The sequence below is a fragment of the Streptomyces sp. NPDC059743 genome, assembly GCF_042732975.1.
Lineage (GTDB): Bacteria > Actinomycetota > Actinomycetes > Streptomycetales > Streptomycetaceae > Streptomyces.
In genome coordinates this window covers 139,565-164,034 of the sequence record NZ_JBHWGS010000004.1, presented here as the reverse complement: position 1 = coordinate 164,034, position 24,470 = coordinate 139,565, and the positions used below count along the sequence as shown (strand labels likewise).

At 70.3% G+C, this 24,470-nt stretch carries 21 protein-coding genes, 2 tRNA genes and 1 pseudogene; 18 read left to right on the top strand and 6 right to left on the bottom strand.

Annotated features, from left to right (window positions below; genetic code table 11):
• Positions 1–37: 37 nt before the first annotated feature.
• Positions 38–451 (bottom strand): SsgA family sporulation/cell division regulator, encoded by a 414-nt coding sequence (locus ACFV6H_RS08940; protein WP_003959770.1) that lies wholly within the window; start codon positions 449–451, stop codon positions 38–40.
• Between the two features lie 190 nt (positions 452–641).
• Between ACFV6H_RS08940 and ACFV6H_RS08935 the strand changes: the two genes are divergently transcribed.
• Positions 642–1,115 (top strand): TIGR02611 family protein, encoded by a 474-nt coding sequence (locus ACFV6H_RS08935; protein ID WP_385539999.1) that lies wholly within the window; start codon positions 642–644, stop codon positions 1,113–1,115.
• 93 nt (positions 1,116–1,208) lie between these two features.
• A tRNA-Val gene (locus ACFV6H_RS08930) sits at positions 1,209–1,280 on the top strand.
• Positions 1,281–1,353: 73 nt separating this feature from the next.
• On the opposite strand, the gene ACFV6H_RS08925 is transcribed toward ACFV6H_RS08930, so the two are convergent.
• Positions 1,354–3,822: an SCO7613 C-terminal domain-containing membrane protein gene (locus tag ACFV6H_RS08925; protein ID WP_385539997.1), complete on the bottom strand. Its 2,469-nt coding sequence runs from the start codon at positions 3,820–3,822 to the stop codon at positions 1,354–1,356.
• 123 nt (positions 3,823–3,945) lie between these two features.
• On the opposite strand from ACFV6H_RS08925, the gene ACFV6H_RS08920 reads away from it, so the two are divergent.
• Positions 3,946–4,017, top strand: a tRNA-Val gene (locus ACFV6H_RS08920).
• Between the two features lie 117 nt (positions 4,018–4,134).
• Here ACFV6H_RS08920 and ACFV6H_RS08915 read toward each other — a convergent pair.
• Positions 4,135–4,860: a 3'-5' exonuclease gene (locus ACFV6H_RS08915; protein ID WP_093598082.1), complete on the bottom strand. Its 726-nt coding sequence runs from the start codon at positions 4,858–4,860 to the stop codon at positions 4,135–4,137.
• A 188-nt stretch (positions 4,861–5,048) separates the two neighbouring features.
• Here ACFV6H_RS08915 and ACFV6H_RS08910 point away from each other — a divergent pair, with 188 nt between their 5' ends.
• The 3 genes from ACFV6H_RS08910 (at position 5,049) to thrS (ending at position 9,015) form a co-directional block, all read left to right on the top strand.
• Positions 5,049–5,615: a DUF4365 domain-containing protein gene (locus tag ACFV6H_RS08910; RefSeq protein ID WP_385539995.1), complete on the top strand. Its 567-nt coding sequence runs from the start codon at positions 5,049–5,051 to the stop codon at positions 5,613–5,615.
• A complete protein-coding gene (locus ACFV6H_RS08905) occupies positions 5,615–6,871 on the top strand; it encodes a hypothetical protein (protein ID WP_385539993.1) in 1,257 nt (418 codons plus the stop codon). The genes ACFV6H_RS08910 and ACFV6H_RS08905 overlap by 1 nt, the downstream gene beginning before the upstream one ends.
• 167 nt (positions 6,872–7,038) lie before the next feature.
• Positions 7,039–9,015, top strand: a complete 1,977-nt coding sequence (gene thrS, locus ACFV6H_RS08900; protein WP_384976459.1) for a threonine--tRNA ligase — start codon at positions 7,039–7,041, stop codon at positions 9,013–9,015.
• A gap of 36 nt (positions 9,016–9,051) precedes the next feature.
• Here thrS and ACFV6H_RS08895 read toward each other — a convergent pair whose 3' ends face one another.
• Complete coding sequence (locus ACFV6H_RS08895; protein WP_385539991.1) at positions 9,052–9,762, bottom strand: potassium channel family protein; 711 nt, start codon at positions 9,760–9,762, stop codon at positions 9,052–9,054.
• Positions 9,763–9,828: 66 nt separating this feature from the next.
• Here ACFV6H_RS08895 and ACFV6H_RS08890 point away from each other — a divergent pair, with 66 nt between their 5' ends.
• On the top strand, positions 9,829–10,407 hold the full coding sequence (locus ACFV6H_RS08890; RefSeq protein ID WP_384976455.1) for an HIT family protein: 579 nt from the start codon (positions 9,829–9,831) through the stop codon (positions 10,405–10,407).
• A gap of 90 nt (positions 10,408–10,497) precedes the next feature.
• On the opposite strand, the gene ACFV6H_RS08885 is transcribed toward ACFV6H_RS08890, so the two are convergent.
• Positions 10,498–12,153: a hypothetical protein gene (locus ACFV6H_RS08885; RefSeq protein WP_384777209.1), complete on the bottom strand. Its 1,656-nt coding sequence runs from the start codon at positions 12,151–12,153 to the stop codon at positions 10,498–10,500.
• A 214-nt stretch (positions 12,154–12,367) separates the two neighbouring features.
• Positions 12,368–14,575: an elongation factor G-like protein EF-G2 gene (locus tag ACFV6H_RS08880; protein WP_385540398.1), complete on the bottom strand. Its 2,208-nt coding sequence runs from the start codon at positions 14,573–14,575 to the stop codon at positions 12,368–12,370.
• A 443-nt stretch (positions 14,576–15,018) separates the two neighbouring features.
• On the opposite strand from ACFV6H_RS08880, the gene pgsA reads away from it, so the two are divergent.
• The 11 genes and pseudogenes from pgsA to yajC all read left to right on the top strand — a co-directional run bounded on the left by pgsA (position 15,019) and on the right by yajC (position 24,413).
• Positions 15,019–15,717, top strand: a complete 699-nt coding sequence (gene pgsA / locus ACFV6H_RS08875; protein ID WP_384976452.1) for a phosphatidylinositol phosphate synthase — start codon at positions 15,019–15,021, stop codon at positions 15,715–15,717.
• Positions 15,714–16,730, top strand: coding sequence for a phosphatidylinositol mannoside acyltransferase (locus ACFV6H_RS08870; protein WP_385539988.1), 1,017 nt, complete (start codon positions 15,714–15,716; stop codon positions 16,728–16,730). Before pgsA ends, ACFV6H_RS08870 begins: the two co-directional genes overlap by 4 nt.
• Positions 16,727–17,866, top strand: a pseudogene (locus ACFV6H_RS08865) (glycosyltransferase family 4 protein); the annotation flags it as partial. The gene ACFV6H_RS08870 and the pseudogene ACFV6H_RS08865, both read left to right, overlap by 4 nt.
• 225 nt (positions 17,867–18,091) lie before the next feature.
• The gene (locus ACFV6H_RS08860) at positions 18,092–18,643 is read left to right on the top strand and encodes a hypothetical protein (RefSeq protein WP_093598055.1); all 552 of its coding nucleotides are present in this window, start codon (positions 18,092–18,094) and stop codon (positions 18,641–18,643) included.
• A gap of 196 nt (positions 18,644–18,839) precedes the next feature.
• Positions 18,840–19,754, top strand: coding sequence for a pyridoxal 5'-phosphate synthase lyase subunit PdxS (pdxS, locus tag ACFV6H_RS08855; RefSeq protein WP_093598052.1), 915 nt, complete (start codon positions 18,840–18,842; stop codon positions 19,752–19,754).
• 7 nt (positions 19,755–19,761) lie between these two features.
• Positions 19,762–20,373, top strand: coding sequence for a pyridoxal 5'-phosphate synthase glutaminase subunit PdxT (gene pdxT / locus ACFV6H_RS08850; RefSeq protein ID WP_385539985.1), 612 nt, complete (start codon positions 19,762–19,764; stop codon positions 20,371–20,373).
• A 132-nt stretch (positions 20,374–20,505) separates the two neighbouring features.
• Positions 20,506–21,258 (top strand): YebC/PmpR family DNA-binding transcriptional regulator, encoded by a 753-nt coding sequence (locus tag ACFV6H_RS08845; RefSeq protein WP_385539983.1) that lies wholly within the window; start codon positions 20,506–20,508, stop codon positions 21,256–21,258.
• A 115-nt stretch (positions 21,259–21,373) separates the two neighbouring features.
• Positions 21,374–21,949, top strand: a complete 576-nt coding sequence (ruvC, locus tag ACFV6H_RS08840; RefSeq protein WP_385539981.1) for a crossover junction endodeoxyribonuclease RuvC — start codon at positions 21,374–21,376, stop codon at positions 21,947–21,949.
• Positions 21,946–22,569, top strand: a complete 624-nt coding sequence (ruvA, locus tag ACFV6H_RS08835) for a Holliday junction branch migration protein RuvA (RefSeq protein WP_384777194.1) — start codon at positions 21,946–21,948, stop codon at positions 22,567–22,569. Before ruvC ends, ruvA begins: the two co-directional genes overlap by 4 nt.
• 61 nt (positions 22,570–22,630) lie before the next feature.
• Positions 22,631–23,710 carry a Holliday junction branch migration DNA helicase RuvB gene (ruvB, locus tag ACFV6H_RS08830; protein WP_385539979.1) on the top strand — a complete coding sequence of 360 codons (1,080 nt, stop codon included), beginning with the start codon at positions 22,631–22,633 and terminating at the stop codon, positions 23,708–23,710.
• Positions 23,711–23,897: 187 nt separating this feature from the next.
• Positions 23,898–24,413 carry a preprotein translocase subunit YajC gene (gene yajC / locus ACFV6H_RS08825; RefSeq protein WP_385539977.1) on the top strand — a complete coding sequence of 172 codons (516 nt, stop codon included), beginning with the start codon at positions 23,898–23,900 and terminating at the stop codon, positions 24,411–24,413.
• Positions 24,414–24,470 lie beyond the last annotated feature (57 nt).

Here is a 24,470-nt window from a genome sequence, read left to right as displayed (position 1 = left end):
CCCGAGTCGGACGGCGCCGAGCAGCCCTCTGCCTGGCTCAGCTCTCGGCCAGGATGTGTGAGAGCTCCGTATCGAGGTCGAAATGACGATGCTCGGTGCCCGGCGGCACCGCGGCGTCGGTCCTTTTGAGGAACGACTCCAGGGCCCGCGCCGGGGCCTCGAGCAACGCTTCTCCCTCCGGGGAGCTCAGAGCAATGCAGACGACGCCCTGACCGTGACTGCGGGACGGCCAGACCCGGACGTCGCCCGTGCCGGTGGGCCTGTGCAGCCCCTCGGCGAGAAGGTCGCGGGCGAAAACCCACTCGACCGTCTCCTCGGCTCCGGTGTGGAAGGTGGCGTGCACGGCATAAGGATCGGCCGTGTCATACCGCAGGCCCGCAGGTACAGGCAGTGAGGACTCGCTCGATACAACGAGGCGCAGGTGCAGCTCGCAGCTGACCGTGGTGTTCATAAGCGCCAGGGCCTTTCGCTCAGTGTGCGCTCGGGGATTCGCACGTCGGCGAATTCGACATGCCACCTATGGTGCCGTTGTAAACCCCTCTGTCTCTTTTGTGCGCCTTCAGGTACCTCGTACAGCGGTGTGTGACTTCAGGTCATACGGCCATTCCGGTGATGTGAGCGGTTCGGGTAGGTTGGGCCTTATGCATGCGGAGAGTGACGAGCGGGGGCAGGTCGTCGTTCCGACGACGCCGGAGGCCGCCGCCGGGGATGTGACGACGGAAGATCCGAAAGCCGCGCCGGAGCGTGAGCTGGGCTCGCGCGCGCCGGGGTTCATCCGGGCGTCGCGGGCGCTCCATCTGAGCTGGCAGGTCGGTGTCTTCCTGGTCGGTCTCGCGGTGGTCGGCGCGGGCGCCGCCATGCTGGTGCTGCCCGGCCCCGGCTGGCTGGTGATCTTCGGCGGGATGGCGATCTGGGCGACCGAGTTCGTCTGGGCCCAGCTGGTGCTGCGCTGGACCCGGCGCAAGGTGACGGAGGCGGCCCAGAAGGCGCTCGATCCCAAGGTCCGGCGGCGGAACGTGATCCTCACCACCGTCGGTCTGGTGATCGTCGTCGCGCTGCTCGCGGTCTACGTCTGGAAATTCGGGATCGTCATGCCCTGGAAGATCGACGACTGATCCGGGCGACGACTGGTCCGGATGCCCTGGTCCGGGTGCTCCGGTACGCGTCGTGGAGCACCGCTGACATGGGGTAATGTGTGTGGTGCGCCCGGGCGATTAGCTCAGTGGGAGAGCGCTTCGTTCACACCGAAGAGGTCACTGGTTCGAACCCAGTATCGCCCACCCGGAATCGATGTCCCGGAGACCGACAGGTCTCCGGGACATCGTCGTTCCGCCGGCGGTCACCGGCCACCGGTCAGCGCATTCGGCCCAGGCTGCGGCGCACCTTGTGGGCGTCCTTGAGGCGCTGTTCGTACGTGGCACCCACCGCGAGCAGCAGCAGTCCCGCGAGGGCCGGCGGCAGCCAGCGCGGCAGCGCGCCCACGACCTGCACGACATACGGTGCCAGCTCGTGCAGCGCGACCAGGGCGAGGACCGTACCGCCGAGGATCAGCGGCGCCTGGAGGCCCAGCCGGGCGCCCGCGAGAGTGATGGCCAGGGCCGCGATTCCCAGCAGCAGCGGCCGGGACCAGTGGGTGTCGCCCCAGGCCGCGAGCAGGCTCGGTAGCAGTGTCGCCGCGAGGCCCGGGCCGTACGCCGTCCATGACGAGGCCGCCGGATCGCGGCGGCGCCGCAACAGCCCCACGGCGAGCGCGGGGAGCGTCACGGGCAGTGTGTACGCCTCGGGCACCGACACCTCGGAGGCGGCCAGCCGGACCCAGGTGGCCAGGACGAACAGCGCCGTGGCGGTGTATCCGGCGACCGTCCGGCGCTCGGCGCGTACCGCCGTGCCCGCCGCGATCACTCCGCACAGCGCGAGCACCAGCGCCAGTACGGGCGCCCGGCCCGAGGCCAGGATCACCGCGAGGAGAGCGGCGCCGGCCGCGGTGATCTCGATCGGGACCGCCACCGGGCGCGTGGACGGCCTGGCGGCCAGCAGCGCCACCGTCGCGGGCACCGCGAGAACGGCCACGGCGGTGGTCCCGGTGGACAGCCCGGCCACCGCGCACGCGGCTGTCACCAGCGCGGTCGTGTACGCGACGGCCGTACAGGCCAGGACCGCGCGGGTACTGCGGGTACGGACGGCCTCCGTGGCCCGCGTGGCGGTAGTGGCGGCCACGGCCGCCACGGTGGCTCCGGCGAACAGGGCCGACAGCACGGCGAGCGCGGTCACCGTCGCGGACCGGCTGCCGAGCGACACCAGTGAGCCGCCGATGGAGCCGGCCAGGGCGCAGACCAGCGCGGTGATCCGCACCGGCGAGCCTCCGGGGACGCGCGAGACCACGACCACCGCGAGCGATGCCGCTGTCAGGGCCAGTGGCATCGCCACCACGACCGGATAGACCGCGTCCAGGGCGAGCGGCAGCACCAGCACACCCGCCCAGCCGAGCGCCAGGGAGCCGCAGAGCGCGAGCGCGCGCGTGACCGTGGCGACTCCGACTCCGTCTCCGGCTCCGGCTCCGGTGTCCCGTGCGTCCCGGCGTGGGCCGTAGGCCACCGCGGCGAGCGCGCCGGCCGCCGTCAGCAGGACCACCGGCGCCGTCGGCTGACCTGGCCAGGGCACGGCGGGCAGGCCCGTCCAGATCTCCGGGATCGCGGCCACGCCGCCCAGCAGCGCGACGGCGACCGACGGCAGCGCCCACAGCACCGACAGAGCAGCCACCACGCCTGCCGCGCCCGCCAGCCCTTGGACGAGCGGCCGTGGCAGCCGCGTCCGTACGACCGTCGACAGCGCTACGGCGCACAGCAGATATCCCGGAGCGGTCCAGCCGTCCGGTACGGCCGTACGCACCACTCCACCGACCGCCGCGATTCCCGCCAGGCCCGCCACCGCCGCGCACGCGAGAGCGACCGCGCGCCACTCGGCCTGGCGACGCCGGGCCACGAAGAGCCCCAGGGCCGCCGCCGCGAGCAGCAGCGCGCCCGGCCGCAGCGCCGTCAGAGGTGTCCACGCCGATACGGACAGTTCCCCGGCCACCAGCAGCGCTCCGCTCGCGGTCGTCCCGGCGGCGACGCCCGCGAAGCCCTGTACCGTACGGGATCCCGTACGCAGCGCGAGCGCGGTGTCCAGCGCCGCTGTCACCAGCAGGGCCCAGGCGACCGTCAGCGGAGTGGAGCCGGTGGCCAGCGCCCAGAGCGTCAGCGGGAGTTGGGCCGTCAGTACGGCCGCGGGCAGCGGACCGCGCAGGGCGCCGAGAGCCGTCCCGTATCCGGCCCAGAGCGCGGCGAGCACGGCGGTGGCGGCGGCCGTGTAACCGAGACCGTCCGTGCCCGGCAGCGCCACGCGGTACAGCGCGTACGCGTCGAGGACCGTCAGCACCAGCCCCAGCGCGGCCACCGCCTCCGCGGTCGAGCGCAGGCCCCGGCGCAGCAGCGGCACGGGCACCGCGAGCGTCAGGACGGTCACTCCGGTCAGTACCGCCGCTCGGCCGCCGATGCCCAGATGGCCCCAGCTCACCAGAGTGAAAGCGATCGCGGCGATCGCCAGCAGCACTCCGCCGAGCATGAACAGCACATTCTGCGCACTCGGCGGCGGAGAGGCCGGTAGCGAGGCCGACGTGGACGCCGGTGGCGAGGCCTGAGGTGCCGAGGGACGTACGGGCTGCGCCGGTGGACTCAGCAGATACGCCCGGCGCGCCAGCAACTGGCCTCTGCGTGCGTCGAGTCGGACCAGCTCCTGGTCGATGATCGCCAGCTCCTGGGCGGGCGGCGGCACATTCTTCATATGAGCGAGTGTGGTACGCGCCACACGCCGTGCCATGGGCTCCCGTACTCAGATACGGAGGTGAGTACCGGGCATTCGGTTTGAAGGACACCCGCGAGGACCTGTATGGTTCAGTGCGTTCCCGGGCGATTAGCTCAGTGGGAGAGCGCTTCGTTCACACCGAAGAGGTCACTGGTTCGAACCCAGTATCGCCCACCGGGAGAGGCCGGTCCGTCAGCGACGGACCGGCCTTCGCGCGTTCCGGACGGATGGGCGCGCGCCGTGAACGCCCGTCTACGCCCGTAAACGCTCGTAAACGGACCGCAGCGGTGATCAAGCGGCGGCGGGCAGTTCGGGACGTAGCGGCCAGGCCGGGTCCACCGACTCCTCCGTACCGTTGCGGGAGAACCACGCCTGGAGGCCGCGCGCCTGTGCCGCGTGCCAGACCGCCTGGAGCGTATGCAGCTCCGCCGCGCTGAGCCGCTCCAGCCGCGCCGCGAACCGGCGGCCGACCGCCCGTACCACCTCCAGCGCCGCCACCGCGTCGACGGCCGCGTCATGCGCTCCGTCCAGCTCCACCTCGTAGTGGGCACAGAGATCGGTCAGTGTGCGCCGGCCCTTGCGGTAACGGTCCAGATGCTTGTCCAGGACGCGTGGATCCAGCACACAGAGCGGGACGTTCTCCAGACAGCGCGCCAGGGACGAGGCCCGGTGACGCCGTAACTCACGGTCCAGCAACGTCAGATCGAACGGCGCGTTCATCACCACCAGCGGACGGCCCGCCGCGCACTGCTCGGCCAGCGCCCTGGCCATCTCCTCGATCGCGGGCGCCGGCCAGCGGCCGTTCCGGTGCAGAAAGTCGTCCGTCAGACCGTGCACCTCGGTGGCGCCCGGCGGCACGGGCACACCCGGATCTATCAGCCAGCGGGTCACCCGCGGCCTGGCGCCCGCCATGTCCTGGACGACGAGAGCGGCCGAGACGATCCGGTCCTCCTCGACATCGACTCCGGTCGTCTCGGTGTCGAACGCTGCCAACGGTCCCTCATACCAACGCGTCATCCCCGAACTCCTCGCGCCTGAGCGGCAGATGGCGTCCAGCCACTGCCCGAATCGGTGATACCCGGACAGGTCGTTCGGTACGCGCCGTTTACGCGGTGCTCCGTACGGTCACAACACAGGTGTCGGGCACGTGAGTTGACGTCCCGTCGCTCCAACTGACCGGTACGGCCCGGAAGGCACCCAGAGCCATGGCGCTCGCCAAGCCCGAACCGGGTGGGCTGCTGCCCGAGCGGATGGCACCGCTGCGCGGAGCGCTCGCCACCACCGCCTGCATGGAGACACTCCAGGTGGGCTACCTCCACGCGGTCGCCGCCGCCGCGGGCTGCTCACTCAGCCAGCCCTTTCCCGACAACGGCATCGACTGGCACGTGAGCCACAGCGCGCCAGGACATCTCGTCGACGACGAGGTCACCATAAAAGTCCAGCTCAAATGCACCTACCAGATACCCCCGCATCCGGCGGGGCCCGCCTTCTCCTTCACCCTCGACAACGCCCATCTCGTCAAACTCGCCCGCACTCCGGTCTCCGTACACAAGATCCTGGTCGTGATGCTCGTGCCCAGGACCCAGGACGAATGGCTGCGCGCCAGCCATGACCGGCTCGACCTCAGACACTGCTGCTACTGGATCAATCTGGCCGGCCACTCGGTGACCGGCCGGTACCGCACCACGGTGCGTGTGCCCACCGCGCGGATCTTCGACGACCGGGCGCTCTGCGAGATCATGACCCGAGTCGGGTCGGGAGGGAGACCGTGATGCGTTGGCCGTCCGACGAGCCAGTACGTTCCCACTCGTCGCCGACCGAGACGCCGGAGCCGGAGCCCTTGGCCGACGGCCACTCCTGGAACGGCGGAGCGGCTTCGGAACCGGATCCCACCAGGACCGATCCCGCCGTCCTCGGCGCGCTGCTCGCCCGGCACGGCTGGCGGCGGCGCGGTGGTGCGCCCGGGCGCTATGCCCGCTGGACACCACCGGGACCGAGCGGGCGCGGTACGAGTCTGCTCGTCCCCGAGAGCCGTGCTTTTCCCGACTGCGAGGACCTGCTCGCCGAGGCCCTCACGGCGCTCGCCCGCAGCGCGGCTCCCTCGGCGCGCGAGGTGCTCGTCGGGCTCGCCGTGCCCAGCGACGAGATCCGCTGGTGGCGCGATGTGCCACCAGGACCCTCCGGCGCCGCGGAGTGGACCGTACAGGAACAGCTCCGTACGGCGGCGAGGCAGCTTCTGCTCGCCGGGGCCCTCGCCGTACGGGGCAGGGCCGGGTACTACGGAGCGCGTCATCGCCGGCAGGCCCAGGACTCGCTGGGCGGAGTGCTGGTCGGACCGGCGCCGGGCGGACGTGAGCTGACCGCCTTCCTGCCGGTGACAAGCGGCCGGTCCGTCGCCGTACAGCTCCATCACGCGCTCTCCGCGGCCCGGGAGGCGACCGACTACCAGCGGGCCACCGGAGGCATGGAGGCGTTCGACTCCGCGGTGGAGGCCGGAGTGAGCCGGGAGCTGACCGAGGCGCTGGTGGCGCTGGTGAGAGGTACGGAAGGCGCCCGGGTCGGCCTGGCCTGGGCGCCGGGCGCGGGTGTGCCCGAAGGCTGCGCCGCCCGTCCCGAGCCGGTGGAGTTCTCGCCCGGCGATCTGCCCGCGCTGCGCGAGGCGGGCAAGCGTTATCTGCGCGACGAGCCGTCCGTACCGGTACGGATCACCGGTGCGGTGATCCGGATGCGCCGGGCCGGTACCGGCGGCGAGGGATCCGTACGGCTGCGTGTCCTCGCCGGCGCGGAGATCCCGCATGTACGGGTGGCGCTGGACGAGGAGTCGTACCGCGTCGCCGGACACGCGCATCTCGTCGGTCTGCCGATCCGGGTGGTGGGCAGGCTGGAGAGCCGTGGCGGATTCCGCAGGCTCACCGACGCCAGTGATGTGGTGCCCGTACAGGTGGACGACGCGGAGCGCGACCGGCTGATGAAGTCGCTCCAGGAGAACCTGGACTACTTCGAGGAGGCGTGCGGCGGCGGCGACTGACGCGGGCAAGGGCGGCGGCGGTGGCCGCCGCGGGCAGAGGCGGTGGCCGACATGGACAGAGAGGGCGGCGGTCACCGCTCGGCAACTGTTTCGCGACCGGGCCCCCGGGCTCGGTACGATTCAGACGCGCAGTGTCCGCTGTCGCGCCCCAGAGTCAGGAGAGACCGGTGTCAGACGTCCGTGTGATCATCCAACGCGATTCCGAGCGGGAAGAGCGCGTGGTGACGACGGGCACTACGGCGGCCGAGCTGTTCGCCGGAGAGCGCACCGTGATCGCCGCGCGCGTCGGCGGCGAGCTGAAGGACCTCGCGTACGAACCGGGCGAGGGCGAGATCGTCGAGCCCGTCGAGATCTCCTCCGAGGACGGCCTCAACATCCTGCGCCACTCCACCGCGCATGTCATGGCGCAAGCCGTGCAGGAGCTCTTTCCCGAGGCCAAGCTGGGTATCGGCCCTCCGGTCAGGGACGGCTTCTACTACGACTTCGATGTGGCGGCTCCCTTCCATCCCGATGACCTCAAGGCCATCGAGAAGAAGATGCAGGAGATCCAGAAGCGCGGCCAGCGGTTCTCGCGGCGCGTCGTCACCGACGAGGCGGCCCGCGAGGAGCTGGCCGACGAGCCGTACAAGCTGGAACTGATCGGCCTCAAGGGCTCCGCCTCGAACGAGGACGGCGCGGATGTCGAGGTGGGCGGCGGCGAGCTGACCATCTACGACAACCTGGACGCCAAGACGGGCGAGCTGTGCTGGCGCGATCTGTGCCGCGGCCCGCATCTGCCCACCACCCGCAACATCCCGGCGTTCAAGCTCATGCGGAACGCGTCGGCGTACTGGCGGGGCAGCGAGAAGAACAAGCAGCTCCAGCGCATCTACGGCACCGCGTGGCCGTCGAAGGAAGAGCTGAAGGCGCACCTGGAATTCCTCGCCGAGGCCGAGAAGCGCGACCACCGCAAGCTCGGCAGCGAACTGGATCTTTTCTCCATCCCGGAGGAGATCGGCTCCGGTCTCGCGGTCTTCCATCCCAAGGGCGGTGTCGTCCGCCGGGCCATGGAGGACTACTCGCGGCGGCGGCACGAGGAGGAGGGGTACGAGTTCGTCTATACCCCTCATGCCACCAAGGGCGCCCTGTTCGAGAAGTCCGGGCATCTCGACTGGTACGCCGACGGTATGTACCCGCCCATGCAGCTCGACGAGGGCGTGGACTACTACCTCAAGCCCATGAACTGCCCGATGCACAACCTGATCTTCGACGCCCGTGGCCGGTCCTACCGTGAACTGCCTCTGCGCCTCTTCGAGTTCGGGACGGTCTACCGGTACGAGAAGTCGGGCGTGGTGCACGGTCTGACCCGGGCGCGCGGTTTCACCCAGGACGACGCGCATATCTACTGCACCCGTGAACAGATGGCGGACGAGCTGGACTCGACGCTGACGTTCGTGCTGAACCTGCTCCGTGACTACGGTCTGACCGACTTCTATCTGGAGCTGTCGACCAAGGACGAGACCAAGTTCGTCGGCTCGGACGACGCGTGGGAAGAGGCCACCGAGGTACTGCGCAAGGTGGCCGAGAAGCAGGGCCTGCCGCTGACTCCCGACCCGGGCGGTGCCGCGTTCTACGGCCCCAAGATCTCGGTGCAGGCGCAGGACGCCATCGGCCGCACCTGGCAGATGTCGACCATCCAGCTCGACTTCAATCTGCCGGACCGCTTCGATCTCGAATACACCGCGCCGGACGGCTCCAAGCAGCGTCCGGTGATGATCCACCGTGCGCTGTTCGGCTCGATCGAGCGGTTCTTCGCGGTGCTGCTTGAGCACTACGCGGGCGCGTTCCCGGCCTGGCTGGCGCCGGTGCAGGCGGTGGGCATCCCGGTCGGCGACGCGCATGTGCCGTATCTCCAGGAGTTCGCGGCGGAGGCGAAGCGCAAGGGCCTGCGCGTCGAGGTGGACGCGTCCTCGGACCGTATGCAGAAGAAGATCAGGAACCAGCAGCGGCAGAAGGTGCCCTTCATGATCATCGTCGGTGACGAGGACATGCACGCGGGCACGGTGTCCTTCCGCTACCGCGACGGATCGCAGGAGAACGGCATCCCGCGCGACCAGGCGCTGGCGAAGCTGGTCGATGTGGTGGAGCGCCGCGTACAGGTGTGATGCGCGCGTGTACGGCGAAGCCCTCGGGAGGCGGCATCAGTCTCCCGGGGGCTTCTCCTTGCGCTCCCTGTCTCCCTCGCCAACCCCCTCTTCCCTGTCTTCCTTGTCCTCCCGTGCGAAGACCTGGATCAGCCATGACGAGAACGCGCCCGTCACCGCACCCAGCAGGGCCACACCGCACGCCATCAGGAACACCGCGTACACCCGGCCGAGCGGAGTCACGGGCGTCGCGTCGCCGTAGCCGACCGTGGTGATCGCCGCGCAGGCCCACCACACGGCGTCGCCGAAGGTATGGATGGTGGCGCCGGGCGCTCCGCGCTCCTGCTCGTAGACGGCGAGCGCGGCGACGAAGCTGAGCAGGACGGCGGTCATCGCGGCATAGGTGATCACCCGTCCGTACAGGCTGAGCCGAGGACGGTCCCGGCGCCGCCGCACCGCCAGATACGTGTTCACGATCCGCACCGGACGCAGCAGAGGCAGGACGAGGACGACGGTGTCCAGCCAGTGCGTCCGTACGAAACGGGCGCCTTCGCCGCTGAGCAGTATCCGTACCGCGTAGTCCAGCAGGAAGACCACCCAGATCAACAGGGCCAGTCCGAGTGCGAGATCGTGCCAGAGCGGAGCGATGTCACGGAGCAGAACGTGCACCGCGTAACAGGCGAGAAAGAGCAGCGAGCCCACGAACAGCGGCAGATCCATGCGGCGCTCCCAGCGGAGCAGCCGGTCGGATGCGTTCCGGACATGCATCGCCCCAGCATCGCCGGGGCCCGTCGGGTCAGGGCCCGGCGACACGCTTCACAGGGCCGAAGTCATATGCTGCACAGCATGACGAGTGAGCCGGAGCAGCAGATCGGAGTGGGGACCCAGGACGCGTTCCAGCGCCTGTGGACGCCCCATCGGATGGCCTATATCCAGGGTGAGAACAAGCCCACCGGGCCGGGCGCCGAGGACGGCTGTCCCTTCTGCTCCATCCCGGCCAAGTCCGACGAGGACGGGCTGATCGTGGCGCGTGGCGAGCGGGTGTACGCGGTGCTCAACCTCTATCCGTACAACGGCGGCCACTCCATGATCGTTCCCTACCGTCATGTGGCCGACTACACCGATCTGGACGAGGCGGAGACCGCCGAGCTCGCTCTCTTCACCAAGCACGCGATGACCGCGCTCCGTACCGCCTCGGGCGCGCACGGTTTCAACATCGGGATGAACCAGGGCGTCGCGGCGGGAGCCGGGATCGCGGCGCATCTCCATCAGCATGTGGTGCCGCGCTGGGGCGGCGACACCAACTTCATGCCGGTCGTCGGGCATACGAGGGTGCTTCCGCAGCTGCTCGCCGAAACGCGCACGATGCTGGCCAACGCCTGGCCCGTACCGCCGACGTCCATAGCACCGTAGCCACCGCAGAGCCGTAGCCGCCGCGCGCCAGGAGCCGCAGCCCGCGCGGCGGCGGTCCGTAACCCGCCGCGCGGCTTCTTCCTGCGCTGCCTACGCGTCGTACGCGTCGACCCGCTTCGGCGACGGGTCCTGCACCGCGCCGAAGAGCGAGGCCGCCCGGCTGCTGAAGCCCGAGGTGTCCACGCCGTGCTCGTCCAGCACACGCAGCGCCGCCTTGTGCGCCACCCGCAGGACGGGCGTGGCGGCGCGCATCGCGTCGTCGGCCATGAAGCGGTGCTTCCACGGCTGATCGGCCCAGGCGTGCCGCAGACCGAACGGCTCGGGCAGGGAGAGCTTGCCGCCGAGGAAGTCGAGGATCGGCGGATACCAGGTGAAGGGCGCGCGCACCGCGAGCCGGACCGCCTCCTTCGGCTCGACCAGAGGCAGCGTCCGCGAGGTGGTCTCCCAGAACCGGACGGTCTTGGGCCGGCTCACGGTCTTGGCGGACGGTCCCCCGGAGAAGAGCCCGTGGATCGGTCCCAGGGCATGGCCGGAGACCTCGATCCGCAGCGTCTCGTGCAGCACGGTGACCGTGATCATCATGGTGATCACGAGCTGGCCGTCCCAGAGGACGAACTGCACGCCGAGATAGTGGCGGTTGCCTGCGCCGAACTGCTGGTGGTTGCAGATCCGCTGTATCTCGTGCGGCTTGACCTGATACGCCTCCACATCCTGGCCGTCGGGCCTGGACACCGAGTCGGCGCCCTCACCGACGGGCGAGACGATCCAGTGCTTGACCGAAGGAGGCGGGAATCCACCGGAGTTGAGCGGCCCGCGCTCCAGCAGCTTGAGCTGGTCGTGGATCGCCCGTATCACGTCGTAACTGCGGAACTGGTGGATCTCCTTGGCCGGATCCTTGGGCACCAGAGCCTCGGCGAGCTGCCAGCTTCCCCAGCGGGTGCCCATGCCGAGTATGCCCTTGGGGCCGGCATAGAAGACGACGTTGGAGTTCTGCTCGGCCGTGAGGTTCTCGATGCCCTGGCGCACCGCCTCCCGTGTCGCGTCGCCGGGATTTCCGGGGACCGCCTCGGGGACCTTGGCGCCGAGGCCGCCGCCGGCGAGGAGATCGGACCAACGGGCGCGCAGATCCTTGGCGGTGGACTCGCAGATCCGCCTGGCCAGCAGCCAGCCGATGACAGGAGCGACGATCGCGCCGCGCACATACCAGCCGAGGACACCGTCGAACGGCAGCCGCAGCAGCAGGATCACGGCCAGCAGCGCCACGCCCGCCAGCAGCGCTGTCCCCATCAGTCCCGCGCGCCGGTCCTTCGAGCCCGCGATCGTACGACGGAGCTGGAAGACACCCAGCCAGACCAGCAGTCCGGGCAGGAAGAGCAGCCCGAACACCGCGGTCACGGCGGTGAGTTTGATGTCGCGGTCCTTGCGGATGCGTGTCGCGGCGAGGGCGTGCAGCACCACCGTCTGCGGCTCCATGCCGAAGGACTGGATGAGCGCCTTCCGGCCGCCGCCGAGCGTACGGAGCTGGAGGGCCCGCGCGAACGCCTCGCCCAGATTGGGCTCGAAGAGCGAGAACCTGCCCTTGGTCACCTTGGACTTGTGCACGTCGTTGTCGGCCTTGAGGATCTCCTCCATCGGGGTGTCCCGATAGGACGCCGAGGCGAGGGCGTTCGTCGCCGGGTCCTGTCCCGTCCCTCCCTGGAGCGGGATCTGTGCCCCCGGGCTGAAGTCGAATCCGTTGTCCGCCACTGCCGCCCCCTCGCCGCAAGATCCGCTGCCGCGACCTGTACCCGGCCCGCGCGCCCCGCACACGTGCTGAGCTGGGCACCACAGCGTAACCGGGCGAAGGCGTCCGCGTCAGGGGAGTGGCTCTCTTCAGCCACCGGCGTATCAACTACGTATTGACCTGACCACGCATCGACTTGACCACATGTGACGACGTGTGAACCGGACGAGGTGTCAACTAGACGAGGCTGCCCTCCTGTTCACGGAGCCGGTCCGCGACGGTCGGCGGCATCGGCTCGTGGCGGGCGTACGAGCGGCTGAAGCGGCCGGTGCCGTGGGTGACCGACCGCAGGTCCACCGCGTACCGTCCGATCTCCAGCTCCGGCACCTCGGCCAGCACCAAGGTCCTTCCCGGACCGGCCTGTTCGGTGCCGACGACCCGGCCGCGCCGTCCCGACAGATCGCTCATCACCGGTCCCACATACTCGTCGGGGATGAGGACCCGTACCTCGGCGACCGGTTCCAGCAGATGGATCGACGCCTCGACGGCCGCCTCGCGCAGCGCCAGCGCGCCCGCCGTCTGGAACGCGGCGTCCGAGGAGTCCACCGAGTGGGCCTTTCCGTCGAGCAGAGTGACCCGGATGTCGACCAGCGGATGGCCCGCCGCGACTCCGCGCGCGGCCTGGGCCCGTATGCCCTTCTCCACGGACGGGATGAACTGCCGTGGCACCGCGCCGCCCACCACCTTGTCGACGAACTCGACACCGGAGCCGGGCGGCAGCGGATCCACCTCGATCTCGCAGATCGCGAACTGGCCGTGGCCGCCGGACTGTTTCACATGCCGGCCGCGTCCCGCCGAACTCTCGCCGAAGGTCTCCCGGAGCGCGACCTTGAACGGCACGGCGTCGACCTGTACGCCGTAGCGCGTGCGCAGCCGCTCCAGCGCGACATCCATATGCGCCTCGCCCAGACACCAGAGCACCACCTGACGGGTCTCCGGATTCTGTTCCAGCCGCATCGTCGGGTCCTCCGCCACCAGCCGGGCGAGCCCTTGGGACAGCCTGTCCTCGTCCGCCTTGCTGTGGGCCTGGACGGCCAGCGGCAGCAGCGGATCGGGCATGGTCCAGGGCTCCATCAGCAGCGGATCGTCCTGGGCGGAGAGGGTGTCGCCGGTCTCGGCGCCGGAGAGTTTCCCGACGCAGGCCAGATCTCCGGCGATGCAGTGGCCCATCACGCGCTGCTGTTTGCCGAACGGCGAGGAGAGCGCGCCGGTCCGCTCCTCGACATCGTGGTCCTCGTGGCCGCGGTCGGTGAGACCGTGGCCCGACACATGCACCAGCTCGTCCGGCCGCAGCGTGCCCGAGAAGACGCGTACGAGCGCGATCCTGCCGACATACGGATCGGAGGCGGTCTTGACCACTTCGGCGACGAGCGGGCCCTGAGGATCGCAGCCGATACCGGGACGCGGAGTGCCCTGCGGAGTGGTGATCTCCGGAGCCGGGCGCTCCAGAGGGCTCGGGAAGCCGCCGGCGATCAGATCGAGCAGCTCGACCGTGCCCAGTCCCTGCCGGCCGCCGGGCGGTGCCGGGGCCGCCGCGAGCACCGGATGGAAGATCCCGCGCGCCACCGCCTTCTCCAGATCGCCGATCAGCGTCTTGAGGTCGATCTCGCCGCCGCTGAGATAGCGGTCCATGAGCGTCTCGTCCTCGCTCTCGGCGATGATCCCTTCGATCAGCCGGTCGCGTGCCTCCTCGATCAGCAGCAGCTCACCGGGACCGGGCGGATTCTCCCGGCGCTCCCCGGAGGCGTAGTCGAAGATCCGCCGCGAGAGCAGCCCGACGAGTCCGGTGGCCGGGGCGTGTCCGTCCGGGCCCTCCGGGCCGTGCACCGGCAGATACAGCGGCAGTACGGCGTCGGGATCGTCACCGCCGAAGATCCGGGCGCAGAGCCGGGTCATCTCGTCGAAGCCGGTGCGGGCCGTGTCGAGATGCGTGACGACGATCGCGCGCGGCATGCCGACGGCCGCGCACTCCTCCCAGACGGTACGGGTGGCACCGGCCACGGCCTCCGCCTCCTGGGCGGCCGACACAACGAAAAGGGCCGCGTCCGCCGCCCGCAGACCGGCCCTGAGTTCCCCGACGAAATCGGCATAGCCGGGGGTGTCCAGCAGATTGATCTTGTAGCCGCCCCATTCCAGCGGGACGAGTGAGAGCTGTACGGAACGCTGCTGGCGGTGCTCGATCTCGTCGTAGTCGGAGACCGTGCCGCCGTCCTCGACCCGGCCCGCCCGGTTCACTGCTCCGGCGGTGAGCGCGAGAGCCTCGACGAGTGTGGTCTTGCCCGACCCGCTGTGGCCGACCAGCACCACGTTCCGTACGGACGCGGGCCGGTCGGCCGCCATTGCCCTGCCGGCGGCCCCGGGGTGTGTATGCGCCTTGTCGCCCATGATTCCTGCCTCCCGGTCGATCGCGGTGAGGAGATGGAGAGAGGCGCGGGCCGTGGGAGCCGCCGTGGCAGCTCCGGCGATGCCCGCGGTGGTCCTTCGAGCTTCGCACTCCGGCCATGGTGCGTCCATACGTCGTACGCGGAGGCATGGCCCGGGTGCCCGGCGGTACGGTGTGGGGGTCGTGGCTACGATGGGCCCGGTCCTGTCCGGCCGGTCCTCGTGGTCTGCCGTGGCGCCTGGTGGAGGGGGTGCCTCCCGTTGCCCGCAAGGCTACGGAGGCATCGCGAGGCGGAGGATCGTGCACGTACTGGAAGGTACTGGACGACTCCGGCAAAGCGGCGAGGTGCCGTGTCAGGAGTCACCGGCCCGCGAAGAGTGGCCGGGCAGGGCCGCCTAGCCGGTGGCCGTCGGGGCCGCTCGGCCCACCGAACCTCGGGAAGGCCATGCTGAACAAGTACGCGCGTGCATTCTTCACGCGTGTCCTCACACCGTTCGCCGCGTTTCTGCTCCGGCGCGGAGTGAGTCCGGACGCCGTCACGCTCATCGGTACGGCCGGAGTGATGGCGGGCGCGCTGGTCTTCTTCCCTCGCGGGGAGTTCTTCTGGGGCACGATCGTGATCACCGTCTTCGTCTTCTCCGACCTGGTCGACGGAAACATGGCCAGGCAGGCGGGGATCTCCAGCCGCTGGGGCGCCTTCCTCGACTCGACGCTCGACCGCGTCGCCGACGGCGCGATCTTCGCCGGGTTCGCGCTCTGGTACGCGGGCAACGGCGACAACAACGCGCTGTGCGCCGTCGCGATCTTCTGTCTGGCGAGCGGCCAGGTCGTCTCGTACACCAAGGCCCGAGGCGAGTCCATCGGGCTGCCCGTCGCCGTCAACGGGCTGGTCGAGCGGGCGGAGCGGCTGGTCATCTCGCTGGTCGCGGCCGGTCTGGCGGGACTGCATGCCTTCGGTGTGCCGGGCATCGACATCCTGCTGCCCATCGCGCTGTGGATCGTGGCCGCGGGCAGCGTGGTGACGCTCGGCCAGCGCGTCGTCACCGTACGGCGGGAATCCGCCGAGGCCGACGCCGCCGCTGCTGCCGGCGCCGGGCCCGGGAACACCGGGAGCACTCCACGAGGGAGCGGGAGCGCGTCATGAGCGGCGCGAGCGAGCGGCTGACCGGCTCTCTGTACGGACTCGGCTGGAGCACCGTCAAGAAGCTGCCCGAGCCCATGGCCAAGGCGCTCGGCCGGACCATCGCGGACACCGTGTGGAAGCGGCGCGGCGCGAGTGTGCTGCGGCTGGAGTCCAATCTGGCGCGCGTGGTGCCGGACGCCGGTCCCGAGCGGCTCGCGGAGCTGTCCCGGGCCGGGATGCGCTCGTACATGCGGTACTGGATGGAGTCCTTCCGACTGCCCGCCTGGAGCAAGGAGCGGGTGAGCGGCGGCGTCGAGATCAAGGACATCCACTGTCTGACCGAAGGCCTCGCGGCCGGGCGCGGTGTGGTGCTCGCGCTGCCGCACCTCGCCAACTGGGACCTGGCGGGAGCCTGGCTCACCCGAGGACAGGGAGTGCCGTTCACGACGGTCGCCGAGCGGCTCAGGCCGGAGTCGCTCTACGACCGGTTCGTCGCCTACCGCGAGAGCCTGGGCATGGAGGTGCTGCCGCACACCGGCGGTTCCGCGTTCGGCGCGCTCGCGCGGCGGCTGCGGAACGGCGGTCTGGTCTGTCTGGTCGCCGACCGCGATCTGTCGTCCACCGGTGTCGAGGTCGACTTCTTCGGGGAGAAGGCCCGGATGCCGGCGGGCCCGGCGCTGCTGGCGCAGCAGACCGGGGCGCTGCTGCTGCCGGCGACTCTCTGGTACGACGATTCACCGGTGATGCGGGGCCAGGTGCATCCCGCGATCGAGGTTCCGGAGACAGGTACGCGCGCCGAGAAGACGTCTGTGATGACACAGGCGGTGGCCGATGTCTTCGCCACCGGAATCGCCGAGCACCCGGAGGACTGGCACATGCTGCAACGGCTGTGGCTCACGGATCTCGAACCCGGGCGGAGCGGCGCCGAGGAGGCTGACTCCGGGCAGACCGGCTCCGGGCAGGCCAGTTCCGGGCAGGCCAGTTCCGGGCAGGCCAGTTCCGGGCATACCGGTTCCGGAGGGAGTCCCCGGTGAGGATCGGCATCGTCTGTCCGTACTCGTGGGACGTGCCCGGCGGCGTCCAGTTCCACATCAGGGACCTGGCCGAGCATCTGATCAGGCTCGGTCACGAGGTGTCCGTACTGGCGCCCGCGGACGACGAGACTCCGCTGCCGCCCTATGTCGTCTCGGCCGGACGGGCCGTGCCCGTGCCGTACAACGGCTCGGTCGCCCGGCTGAACTTCGGCTTCCTGTCGGCGGCGCGGGTACGGCGGTGGCTGCACGACGGCACGTTCGACGTGATCCATATCCATGAGCCGACCGCGCCGTCGCTCGGGCTGCTGACCTGCTGGGCGGCGCAGGGACCGATCGTCGCGACGTTCCACACGTCGAATCCGCGGTCACGGGCGATGATCGCCGCGTATCCGATCCTCCAGCCCGCGCTGGAGAAGATCAGCGCGCGGATCGCGGTGAGCGAGTACGCGCGGCGGACGCTGGTGGAGCATCTCGGCGGTGACGCGGTGGTGATTCCGAACGGTGTCGATGTCGACTTCTTCGCCAAGGCCGAGATCAATCCGGCGTGGCAGGGCCGCACGATCGGCTTCATCGGGCGGATCGACGAGCCGCGCAAGGGACTGCCCGTGCTGATGAATGCCCTGCCCAAGATCCTCGCCGTCTATCCGGAGACCCGGCTGCTGGTGGCCGGGCGCGGTGACGAGAAGGAAGCGGTGGAGTCGCTTCCCAAGGAGATGCGGTCACGGGTCGAGTTCCTCGGGATGGTGAGCGACGAGGACAAGGCGCGGCTGCTGCGCAGCATCGATCTGTACGTCGCGCCCAACACGGGCGGCGAGAGCTTCGGCATCATCCTTGTCGAGGCGCTGTCGGCGGGCGCCGCGGTGCTGGCGAGCGATCTGGACGCGTTCGCGCAGGTGCTGGACCAGGGAGCGGCGGGCGAGCTGTTCACCAACGAGGACGCGGACGCGCTGGCGGGCGCGGCGGTACGGCTGCTCGGCGACGCGGAACGGCGCGAGGCGCTGCGTGAGCGGGGGAGCGCGCATGTGCGGCGGTTCGACTGGACGACGGTGGGCGCGGACATCCTGGCGGTGTACGAGACGGTGACGGACGGCGCGGCGTCGGTGGCGGCGGACGAACGCACAGGCCTGCGCGCCCGACTGCGCCGCCGCATGGACGGCGACGCCCAGGGCGGCGCGGGTGGCGCAGGCGAGGCCTACTTCCGATCCCGCACACCACGCGACATCCGTCCCGAGCCGGTAACGGACTGACGTCCCGGCCGCCGGGCGTCGGTCGCGTGTCCACGCGCCGGTTCGGGCGCGCCTGCGCCCGGAGGCTGTCCTCCGTAGGAGGGTCGCGCGGCGCGCCCCGATAGCCTGCCTCGCGTGACCGAAACTCTCATCTGGATCGTTGTCGCCGTCGTCGCCTGCGCGCTCTATCTGAGCTGGACCGCCGGCCGGCTCGACCGGCTGCACACCCGTATCGACGCCGCCCGCGCCGCCCTCGACGCGCAATTGCTGCGGCGTGCCTCGGTCACCCAGGAGCTGGCGACCTCCGGTGTGCTCGATCCCGCCGCGTCCATCGTGCTGTACGAGGCCGCGCACGCGGCCCGGCAGGCCGAGGAGGAGCAGCGGGAGGTCGCGGAGAGCGAGCTGAGCCAGGCGCTGCGGGCCGTGTTCGGCGAGGCCGCGCAGGTCGAGGCCGTACGGGCGGCTCCCGGCGGCGAGGAGGCCGCCGGTGAACTCGCCGCGTCGGTACGGCGCGTACCCATGGCCCGGCGCTTCCACAACGACGCCGTACGCGCCGCCCGCGCCCTGCGCCGCCACCGTAAGGTCCGCTGGTTCAGGCTCGCCGGACACGCTCCGTTCCCGCTCGCCTTCGAGATGGACGACGAGCCGCCCGTCGCGCTGGCGGACCGGCCCGGCTCCTCGACCTGAAACGTTTGACGCGACCTGAAGCAACCCGAAACGACCTGAGGCCTGGACGAATCCATGGCGAGAACGATCCACCGCCTGTTCATTGGCCCTTGCTGTGGACTGCTCCCGAGGCGTTACCTGTGCGTGCGGTTTCTCCACCCTTTTCAGCCAGGCGGCCACACAGCGGGCCGGCCCGTCAGCCAGTGAGGTCGAATTCGTGTCCACCACGCTCCCCACCACCACTCAGTCCGCCGAGACCGGCACCGCGCGCGTCAAGCGCGGTATGGCCGAGCAGCTCAAGGGCGGCGTGATCATGGACGTCGTCACACCGGACCAGGCGAAGATCGCCGAGGACGCCGGCGCGGTCGCCGTGATGGCGCTGGAGCGCGTTCCCGCCGACATCCGTAAGGACGGCGGTGTGGCCCGGATGTCCGACCCGGACATGATCGAAGGCATCATCGAGGCCGTCTCGATCCCGGTCATGGCCAAGTCGCGGATCGGCCACTTCGTGGAGGCGCAGGTCCTCCAGTCCCTCGGTGTGGACTACATCGACGAGTCCGAGGTGCTGACGCCCGCCGACGAGGTCAACCACTCCGACAAGTGGGCCTTCACCACGCCCTTCGTCTGCGGCGCCACCAATCTGGGCGAGGCCCTGCGCCGCATCGCCGAGGGCGCGGCCATGATCCGCTCCAAGGGCGAGGCCGGCACCGGCAATGTCGTCGAGGCGGTGCGTCATCTCCGTCAGATCAAGAACGAGATCGCGAGGCTCCGCGGCTTCGACAACAACGAGCTGTACGCCGCCGCCAAGGAGCTGCGCGCGCCGTACGAGATCGTCAAGGAGGTCGCCGCGCTCGGTAAGCTGCCCGTGGTGCTCTTCTCCGCCGGCGGAGTCGCCACTCCCGCCGACGCCGCGCTGATGCGCCAGCTCGGCGCCGAGGGCGTCTTCGTGGGATCCGGCATCTTCAAGTCCGGCGACCCGGCCAAGCGCGCCGCCGCCATCGTGAAGGCCACCACCTTCTACGACGACCCGAAGATCATCGCGGACGCGTCCCGGAACCTGGGCGAGGCCATGGTCGGTATCAATATCGACACCCTGCCGGAGTCCGAGCACTACGCGAAGCGCGGCTGGTAACGCCCCCATGAGCACGCGCACCCCTGTGATCGGCGTTCTGGCACTCCAGGGCGATGTCCGGGAGCATCTCGCCGCCCTGGCCGCGGCGGACGCCGAGGCCGGGACCGTCCGGCGCCCGGAGGAGCTCGCCCAGGTCGACGGCCTGGTGATCCCGGGCGGCGAGTCCACCACGATGTCGAAGCTGGCCGCGCTCTTCGGGATGCTGGAGCCGCTGCGGGCCCGCGTACGGGCCGGAATGCCGGTGTACGGCACCTGCGCCGGAATGATCATGCTCGCCGAGAAGATCCTCGATCCACGCTCCGGCCAGGAGACCGTCGGCGGTATCGACATGATCGTCCGCCGCAACGCCTTCGGCCGCCAGAACGAGTCCTTCGAGGCGGCCGTCGAGGTCGCCGGAGTCGAGGGCGGTCCCGTCGAGGGCGTCTTCATCCGCGCGCCCTGGGTCGAGTCGGTGGGCGCCGAGGTCCAGGTGCTCGCCGAGTACGGCGGCCATGTCGTCGCCGTGCGGCAGGGCAACGCGCTCGCGACGTCGTTCCACCCGGAACTCACGGGTGACCACCGGCTCCACCGCTTCTTCACGGAGCTGGTGCGTGACGTGGTGCGCGACGCCGGTACCTGACGCCGGTACGTGACCGTTCCCAGGGCGCGCGGGCCGCGCTCCGGGGACGGTGGCCGGGACGACGCGTGTGCTCGTCCCGGTAGGATCTCTGCCGAGCAGAGGCAGAACCGGTTACGCGAAGGAGACAGGCAGATGTCCGGCCACTCTAAATGGGCTACGACGAAGCACAAGAAGGCCGTGATCGACGCCAAGCGCGGCAAGCTCTTCGCGAAGCTGATCAAGAACATCGAGGTGGCGGCCCGTACCGGTGGCGCCGACATCGACGGCAACCCGACGCTCTTCGACGCCATCCAGAAGGCCAAGAAGAGCTCGGTGCCGAACAAGAACATCGACTCGGCCGTCAAGCGCGGCGCCGGTCTGGAGGCCGGTGGCGCCGACTACGAGACGATCATGTACGAGGGCTACGGTCCCAACGGTGTCGCCGTACTGATCGAGTGCCTCACCGACAACCGCAACCGCGCGGCCTCCGACGTACGCGTCGCCATGACCCGCAACGGCGGCTCGATGGCCGACCCGGGCTCCGTCTCGTACCTGTTCAACCGCAAGGGCGTTGTGATCGTGCCCAAGGGCGAGCTCGGCGAGGACGATGTGCTGGGCGCCGTGCTGGAAGCGGGCGCCGAGGAGGTCAACGACCTCGGTGAGTCCTACGAGGTGCTCAGTGAGGCCACCGACCTGGTCGCGGTCCGCACCTCGCTCCAGGAGGCCGGGATCGACTACGACTCCGCCGAGGCCAACTTCGTGCCGACCATGCAGGTCGAGCTGGACGAGGAGGGCGCGCGGAAGATCTTCAAGCTGATCGACGCGCTGGAGGACAGCGACGACGTGCAGAACGTCTTCGCCAACTTCGATGTCTCCGACGAGGTCATGGAGAAGGTCGACGCCTGACAGGGCTTCAGCCGACGGGCCGACGGGGGACACACCTCCGTCGGCCCGTCGCGTTGTCCGTGCCGACCGATACTGTGCTGATCAGCGCGAACAACTGAGCGAGGGGGAGGGTGCGATGCGGGTGCTGGGCATTGACCCCGGACTGACCCGGTGCGGTGTCGGAGTGGTCGAGGGCACCGCGGGCCGACCGTTGACGATGCTCGGCGTGGGCGTGGTCCGTACGCCCACCGACGCGGAGACCGGTGAGCGTCTGGTCGCCATCGAGCAGGGCATAGAGTCCTGGCTCGACGAACACCGGCCCGAACTCGTCGCGGTGGAGCGGGTGTTCGCCCAGCACAATGTGCGGACGGTCATGGGCACGGCCCAGGCCAGCGCGGTCGCCATGCTCTGTGCCTCGCGCCGCGGCCTTCCCGTCGCACTGCACACGCCCAGCGAGGTCAAGGCCGCCGTCACCGGCAGCGGCCGGGCGGACAAGGCACAGGTCGGCGCGATGGTGACCCGGCTGCTGCGGCTCGACGCACCGCCGAAGCCCGCCGACGCCGCGGACGCCCTCGCCCTCGCCATCTGCCATATCTGGCGTGCGCCCGCGATGAACCGTCTTCAGCAGGCACAGGCGGCCCAGCAGGCCCGGACGGCGGCGCGCGCCTCCCGTGTTCCCACCACCGCATCCGTACGGAAGGTCACGCGATGATCGCCTTCGTCAGCGGCCCGGTCGCCGCCCTCGCCCCGACCACGGCCGTGATCGAGGTCGGCGGTGTCGGGATGGCCGTCCAGTGCACACCGGGCACACTCGCCGCTCTCCGTATCGGCCAGCAGGCGAAGCTCGCCACCTCCCTGGTCGTACGGGAGGACTCGCTGACGCTCTACGGCTTCGCGGACGACGACGAGCGCCAGGTGTTCGAACTGCTGCAGACCGCCAGCGGAGTCGGACCTCGGCTCGCACAGGCGATGCTCGCCGTACACAGCCCCGACGCGCTGCGCGTCGCCGTCTCCACCGGGGACGAGAAGGCGCTGACCGCCGTTCCCGGGATCGGCAAGAAGGGCGCCCAGAAGCTGCTGCTGGAGCTGAAGGACCGGCTCGGCGAGCCGGTCGGCGCGGTCATCGGCCGCCAGGGCGTCGCCGCCGCTCCCGCCTCCTGGAGCGATCAGCTCCACGCCGCGCTGATCGGCCTCGGCTATGCACCGCGCGAGGCCGACGAGGCGGTGGCTCTGGTGACACCGCAGGCCGAGGCCGCCGTGGCCGCGGGAGCCCAGCCACCCGTACCGCAGCTCCTGCGCGCCGCGCTCCAGAGCCTGAACAGAACGCGCTGAGCCCTGCCGCACGGCACCACCGAGGCCCGCCCGAGGCCCTATCCCCGAGGTGAGACACAGAGTGAACTGGGACGACACCAGCGGTGAGACGCCCGTCGACGCGCCGGAGCGGCTCGTCGGCGCGTCCGCGGACGGCGAGGACCAAGCCGTCGAGGCGGCGCTGCGCCCCAAGTCGCTGGACGAGTTCGTGGGCCAGGAGCGTGTCCGTGAGCAGCTCGACCTGGTGCTGAAGGCGGCCCTCGCGCGCGGCGCCACCGCCGACCATGTGCTGCTCTCCGGAGCGCCGGGACTGGGCAAGACCACACTGTCCATGATCATCGCGGCGGAGATGAACGCTCCGATCCGTATCACCTCGGGCCCGGCCATCCAGCACGCGGGCGATCTCGCCGCGATCCTCTCGTCCCTCCAGGAGGGCGAGGTCCTCTTCCTGGACGAGATCCACCGGATGTCCAGGCCCGCCGAGGAGATGCTCTACATGGCGATGGAGGACTTCCGGGTCGATGTGATCGTCGGCAAGGGCCCCGGCGCCACCGCCATCCCGCTGGAGCTCCCGCCCTTCACCCTGGTCGGCGCCACCACCAGGGCCGGACTGCTGCCGCCTCCGCTGCGCGACCGGTTCGGTTTCACCGGCCATATGGAGTTCTACGAGAGCGCCGAGCTGGAGCGTGTCATCCACCGCTCGGCCCAGCTTCTCGATCTGGAGATCGACACCGAGGGCGCCGCGGAGATCGCGGGCCGCTCCCGTGGCACGCCCAGGATCGCCAACCGGCTGCTGCGGCGCGTACGGGACTACGCCCAGGTCAAGGCCGATGGATATATCAACCGCGAGGTCGCCGCCGTGGCCCTCGCGGTGTACGAGGTCGACGCGCGCGGTCTCGACCGGCTCGACCGGGCCGTGCTCCAGGCCCTGCTCAAGCTCTTCGGCGGCGGGCCCGTGGGCCTGTCGACGCTGGCGGTCGCCGTGGGGGAGGAGCGGGAGACGGTCGAGGAGGTCGCGGAGCCCTTTCTCGTACGGGAGGGACTGCTCGCGCGCACTCCGCGCGGCCGGGTCGCCACTCCCGCCGCCTGGGCCCACCTCGGACTCGTGCCACCGGCGCAGGCGCCCGGCGCGGGTGGACAACAGGGTCTGTTCGGGACGTGACGGTGACACGACGGCGATGTAACGGTGAAGACACGCGTCCGGTCAGGAACCCGCGTGCGACGCCGGGCGTTGTTCCAACGACGTGGACTCGCTTAGACTCCGCCGATGCCGCCCCTACAGGTCGGCGTGCCCACCCCCGTATACCAGGCCGCTCGACAGCGCGGTCGTGCGAAGGAAGTTCCCTCCCGTGAGTCTCGTGACCCTCCTCCCCTTCATCGTGCTCATCGGGGCCATGTTCCTGATGACCCGGTCGGCCAAGAAGAAGCAGCAGGCCGCTGCGCAGATGCGCAACGACATGCAGCCCGGCACCGGCGTCCGCACCATCGGGGGCATGTACGCCACCGTCAAGGAGGTGCACGACGACACGGTCCTCCTGGAGGTCGCTCCCGGCGTCCACGCCGTATACGCCAAGAACGCCATCGGCGCCGTCCTGGACGACGACGAGTACAACCGCATCGTGCACGGCGACGACGCCCTCACGGCCGACGGTACGGTCGTGCCGGACGACGCCTCCTCGCTGATCGAGGCCGACGCCACCGCCACCACGGACGACTCCAAGGTCGACCTGGTCAAGGAGACCGAGGCCGCCGGAGCCGATGCCGAGGACGGAGCCGAGCCGAAGGACGCCCAGTCCAAGGACGGAGCCGAGGCCAAGGACGGCGCCAAGGACGGCAAGGCCGACGGCGAGACCGGCGCGAAGTAGTCACGCCGTCACGGCGGGCCGTACCGCGGTCCGTCGTGGCTCACGGTCCGTGCTGAA

Excerpts from the sequence above, each read along its gene's own strand:
- ACFV6H_RS08940 (WP_003959770.1), bottom strand. The coding sequence starts at position 451 with ATGAACACCACGGTCAGCTGCGAGCTGCACCTGCGCCTCGTTGTATCG.
- ACFV6H_RS08935 (WP_385539999.1), top strand. The coding sequence starts at position 642 with ATGCATGCGGAGAGTGACGAGCGGGGGCAGGTCGTCGTTCCGACGACG.
- ACFV6H_RS08925 (WP_385539997.1), bottom strand. The coding sequence starts at position 3,822 with ATGAAGAATGTGCCGCCGCCCGCCCAGGAGCTGGCGATCATCGACCAG.
- ACFV6H_RS08915 (WP_093598082.1), bottom strand. The coding sequence starts at position 4,860 with ATGACGCGTTGGTATGAGGGACCGTTGGCAGCGTTCGACACCGAGACG.
- ACFV6H_RS08910 (WP_385539995.1), top strand. The coding sequence starts at position 5,049 with ATGGCGCTCGCCAAGCCCGAACCGGGTGGGCTGCTGCCCGAGCGGATG.
- ACFV6H_RS08905 (WP_385539993.1), top strand. The coding sequence starts at position 5,615 with ATGCGTTGGCCGTCCGACGAGCCAGTACGTTCCCACTCGTCGCCGACC.
- ACFV6H_RS08895 (WP_385539991.1), bottom strand. The coding sequence starts at position 9,762 with ATGCATGTCCGGAACGCATCCGACCGGCTGCTCCGCTGGGAGCGCCGC.
- ACFV6H_RS08890 (WP_384976455.1), top strand. The coding sequence starts at position 9,829 with ATGCTGCACAGCATGACGAGTGAGCCGGAGCAGCAGATCGGAGTGGGG.
- ACFV6H_RS08880 (WP_385540398.1), bottom strand. The coding sequence starts at position 14,575 with ATGGGCGACAAGGCGCATACACACCCCGGGGCCGCCGGCAGGGCAATG.
- pgsA (WP_384976452.1), top strand. The coding sequence starts at position 15,019 with ATGCTGAACAAGTACGCGCGTGCATTCTTCACGCGTGTCCTCACACCG.
- ACFV6H_RS08870 (WP_385539988.1), top strand. The coding sequence starts at position 15,714 with ATGAGCGGCGCGAGCGAGCGGCTGACCGGCTCTCTGTACGGACTCGGC.
- pdxT (WP_385539985.1), top strand. The coding sequence starts at position 19,762 with ATGAGCACGCGCACCCCTGTGATCGGCGTTCTGGCACTCCAGGGCGAT.
- ACFV6H_RS08845 (WP_385539983.1), top strand. The coding sequence starts at position 20,506 with ATGTCCGGCCACTCTAAATGGGCTACGACGAAGCACAAGAAGGCCGTG.
- ruvC (WP_385539981.1), top strand. The coding sequence starts at position 21,374 with ATGCGGGTGCTGGGCATTGACCCCGGACTGACCCGGTGCGGTGTCGGA.
- ruvA (WP_384777194.1), top strand. The coding sequence starts at position 21,946 with ATGATCGCCTTCGTCAGCGGCCCGGTCGCCGCCCTCGCCCCGACCACG.